The sequence below is a fragment of the Micromonospora sp. 4G55 genome (genome assembly GCF_016803375.1).
This window is the reverse complement of sequence record NZ_JAEVHN010000646.1, coordinates 1-3,427: the sequence shown is the minus strand read 5'-3', so window position 1 is coordinate 3,427 and position 3,427 is coordinate 1. Positions and strand designations below refer to the sequence as shown.

Here is a 3,427-nt window from a genome sequence, read left to right as displayed (position 1 = left end):
GCTCAGGCCGGCAGGACCTTCTCGATGGCCGGCGGCGCAGCTCGGCGGAGTCGGGGTTGACGGTCGGGGCGAACCGGGCCGCGATCGTGCCGTCCGGCGCGACGAGGAACTTCTCGAAGTTCCACCGCACGTCCCCGGTGTGCCCCTCGGCGTCGGGGGTGCCGACCAGTTCCGCGTAGAGCGGGTGCCGCGCCGGGCCGTTGACGTCGACCTTCTCGGTCAGCGGGAAGGTGACCCCGTAGTTGACCTCGCAGAAGTCGCCGATCTCGTCGGCCGTGCCCGGCTCCTGCCCGGCGAACTGGTTGCACGGCACCCCGAGCACGACCAGGCCCCGGTCGGCGTACGTGGTGTAGAGCTCCTGGAGGCCGGCGTACTGCGGGGTGAGGCCGCAGCGGGAGGCCACGTTCACCACCAGCAGCGCCCGGCCCCGGTACGCGGCCAGGTCGGCCGGGCCGCCGGTCAGGGCGTCGATCTCGATGTCGAAGACGGTCATGTCGCGAGGCTACGCGTCCCGGCCGATGCGCCGCCGCGACCCACGGGGAAATCGATAAATGCACATCTTGACGAAGTGATGACAGCGTGAGTAGCGTCTCCCCATCTTCTGGAAAGTTTCCTAACTGTTGGAGGAGGTGCCACATGAACAGATCGCTCCGCCGCGCCCTCTGGGCCGGCGCCGTGGTCGCGCTGACCGTCGCCGCGGTGCCGGTGACCTCGGCGTTCGGCGCCGGTAGCGTGACCGCCACGTTCGCCAAGGCGCAGGACTGGGGGACCGGCCACGAGACCCGCGTGACCGTCGCCAACGGCTCCAGCGTCAGCGTCGACACCTGGCGTATCGAGTTCGACCTGCCGTCGGGCACCACCATCAGCAGCTTCTGGGACGCCGACGTCACCAGCAGCGGCACCCACTACGTCGCGGTCAAGAAGAGCTGGGCCGGTCCGCTCGGCCCCGGCGCCAGCTTCAGCTGGGGCTACAACGGCACGGGGGCGTACAAGGCGCCGCTGAACTGCACCGTCAACGGCGCGCCGTGCGGCGGCGGCACCCCGACCACCTCGCCGACCGTCTCGCCCACGGTCTCGCCGACCGCGTCGCCGACGAGTTCGCCCACGACCTCGCCGACCGTGTCGCCGACCGCGCCACCGCCGACGGGGGACAAGAAGGTCGTCGGCTACTTCGCCGAGTGGGGGGTCTACGGCCGCAACTATCACGTCAAGAACATCCACACCAGCGGGTCCGCGGCCAAGCTGACCCACATCCTGTACGCCTTCGGCAACACCACCGGCGGGCGCTGCACCATCGGTGACAGCTACGCCGACTACGACAAGGCGTACACGGCGGCCGACAGTGTGGACGGTGTCGCGGACACCTGGGACCAGCCACTGCGCGGCAGCTTCAACCAGCTGCGCAAGCTCAAGAAGATGTACCCGCACCTGAAGGTGATCTGGTCCTTCGGCGGGTGGACCTGGTCGGGTGGCTTCACCCAGGCCGCGCAGAACCCCGCCGCCTTCGCCGACAGCTGCTACAACCTCGTCGAGGACCCGCGCTGGGCCGACGTCTTCGACGGCATCGACGTCGACTGGGAGTACCCCAACGCCTGCGGCCTGCAGTGCGACAGCAGCGGACCGAACGCCTTCAAGAACGTGGTCGGCGCGCTGCGGTCGAAGTTCGGCTCGTCGGCCCTGGTCACCGCCGCCATCACCGCGGACGGCAGCACCGGCGGCAAGATCGACGCCACCGACTACGCCGGCGCGGCGTCGTCGCTGAACTGGCTCATGCCGATGACGTACGACTACTTCGGCGCCTTCAACCCGCAGGGCCCCACCGCCCCGCACTCGCCGCTCACCTCGTACACCGGCATCCCGCAGCAGGGCTTCTGGTCCGACGCCGCGATCCAGAAGCTCAAGGCCAAGGGCATCCCGGCCAGCAAGCTGCTGCTCGGCATCGGCTTCTACGGCCGGGGCTGGACCGGGGTCACCCAGACCGCTCCGGGCGGCACCGCCACCGGCCCCGCACCGGGCACCTACGAGCAGGGCATCGATGACTACAAGGTCCTCAAGAACACCTGCCCGGCCACCGGCACCATCGCCGGCACGGCGTACGCCAAGTGCGGCAGCAACTGGTGGAGCTACGACACCCCGTCCACCATCGGCGGCAAGATGACCTACGCGAAGAACCAGGGCCTCGGTGGCGCCTTCTTCTGGGAGCTCTCCGGTGACACCGGCAACGGCGAGCTGATCGGCGCCATCAAGGGCGGTCTCGGCTGAGCCGAGCGCCGACGCACCACCCACACGGCGGGGAGGGACACCCACGGTCCCTCCCGCCCGCGTGCGCTCACCGTCGGGCGGCCCGCTCCCGGTGCTCGCGGGGTGACATGCCGTACCGGGCGCGGAACGCCCGGCTGAAGTGGGCCCGGTCACGGAACCCGCAGCGCGCGGCCACCTCGTGCACGGGCAGGCCGCCCAGCCGGGGATCGGCCAGGTCGCGCCGGCAGCGCTCCAGGCGGCGGGCGCGGATCAGGCCGGCGACCGTGGTGCCGGTGCCCTCGAAGAGCCGGTGCAGCGACCGCAGCGACAGGTGGTGCGCCGTGGCCACCGCGGCCGGGGTCAGCTCCGGGTCGGCCAGGTGGCGCTGCACGAACGCCTCGATCCGGGTACGCAGCCCGGTGACCCGGACGTCCAGCGGCAGGGCGTGTTCGTCGTCGAGCCGGCCGGCCAGGGTGCCGGCGATCAGCGCCAGGGCGACCTGGTCGAGGTGGGCGGCGTCGGTCGGCGCGTACTGCTCGGGATGGTCGGCGACCTGTTGCAGGAAGCGGGCCAGCAGCAGCCCCATCCCGCTGCCGGCGGGCAGCTCGGCGGCGAGCAGCTCGGAGATCCGGTGCGCCGGGATCGGCAGCGCCGCGTGGGGCACCAGCGCGGTCAGCGTGCGCAGCGGGCCGGCGGCCGTACCGTCGGCCCGGTGCGACGACCCGTGCGGGCGGACGGTGTCGACGAAGCCGAAGCCGGACGGGACGAGTGGCGCCTGCCGCCGCTGCTGGGACACTGCGCCGTGCCCGGACAGCGGCAGGGCGAGCTGGTACAGCTCCGGATCCGTGCTGCGGATCATCCGGCGCGTCCGGTGCAGCTCCAGCGAGGGGTAGTGCCACACACCGAGCCGGACCACGCCCAGGTCGACCACCCGCGCGGAGGCGGTGAAGTCGGCGGCGTGGTCACTGCTGATCCGGGCCGGCACCGACTCCCGGGCGACCAGGTCCTGCCAGAAGTCGAACCGCTCGGCCGGTGGCAGCCACGCGGTGTCGACCGACGCCACGGGAAGGATGGGCGGTCACCTCCTGTCAGGCGACGCGCCCGGGCGCGTCGGCCCCCGCAGACTAGCCAGCCCCGTCGGGTGCGCGACGCGGCGGTGCCCCCGCAGGCGCGCCGGCCCCGCTGG

General features: G+C 72.1%; 2 protein-coding genes and 1 pseudogene. 1 reads left to right on the top strand and 2 read right to left on the bottom strand.

The genetic code is table 11. The annotated features are described in order from the left end of the window. Window positions 1-2: 2 nt before the first annotated feature. Window positions 3-493 (bottom strand): annotated as a pseudogene (locus JNW89_RS31610) (glutathione peroxidase). Between the two features lie 143 nt (window positions 494-636). Here JNW89_RS31610 and JNW89_RS31605 point away from each other — a divergent pair. After that, window positions 637-2,262: a glycosyl hydrolase family 18 protein gene (locus JNW89_RS31605; RefSeq protein WP_238451852.1), complete on the top strand. Its 1,626-nt coding sequence runs from the start codon at window positions 637-639 to the stop codon at window positions 2,260-2,262. A 67-nt stretch (window positions 2,263-2,329) separates the two neighbouring features. Here the strand turns inward: JNW89_RS31605 and JNW89_RS31600 are convergent, their stop codons facing one another. Further along, window positions 2,330-3,304, bottom strand: a complete 975-nt coding sequence (locus JNW89_RS31600; protein WP_238451851.1) for a helix-turn-helix domain-containing protein — start codon at window positions 3,302-3,304, stop codon at window positions 2,330-2,332. Window positions 3,305-3,427: the final 123 nt, after the last annotated feature.

Bases quoted from the DNA above. Each gene is read 5' to 3' on its own strand.
- JNW89_RS31605 (WP_238451852.1), top strand. From the start codon at position 637: ATGAACAGATCGCTCCGCCGCGCCCTCTGGGCCGGCGCCGTGGTCGCG.